Genomic DNA, 255 nt, shown 5'->3' on the forward strand with positions numbered 1-255 from the left:
ACGGACCAATGGTGTACCAGTCATGCCGCCAGGTGTGCAGCTGGGTAGCTACGTCCGGGACGGATAAACGCTGAAAGCATCTAAGCGTGAAACCAGCCTAAAGATGAGGTTTCTCATTGTGAAAGCAGGTAAGGTCCCATGAAGACGACATGGTAGATAGGCCGGGAGTGGAAGTGCAGTGATGCACGGAGCGGACCGGTACTAATAGACCGAGGGCTTGACTTAAGCAGGGAGCCCTGTTTGAAGGAGCTGAGA

General features: G+C 53.7%; 1 rRNA gene. It reads left to right on the plus strand.

Going from position 1 to position 255, the window contains the following annotated elements:
• A 23S ribosomal RNA gene (locus CJ260_RS12615) occupies window positions 1-225 on the plus strand; the annotation flags it as partial.
• Between the last annotated feature and the right edge of the window lie 30 nt (window positions 226-255).

Origin of the sequence: Megasphaera sp. ASD88 (genome assembly GCF_002287425.1) — a bacterium.
GTDB lineage: Bacteria > Bacillota > Negativicutes > Veillonellales > Megasphaeraceae > Megasphaera > Megasphaera stantonii.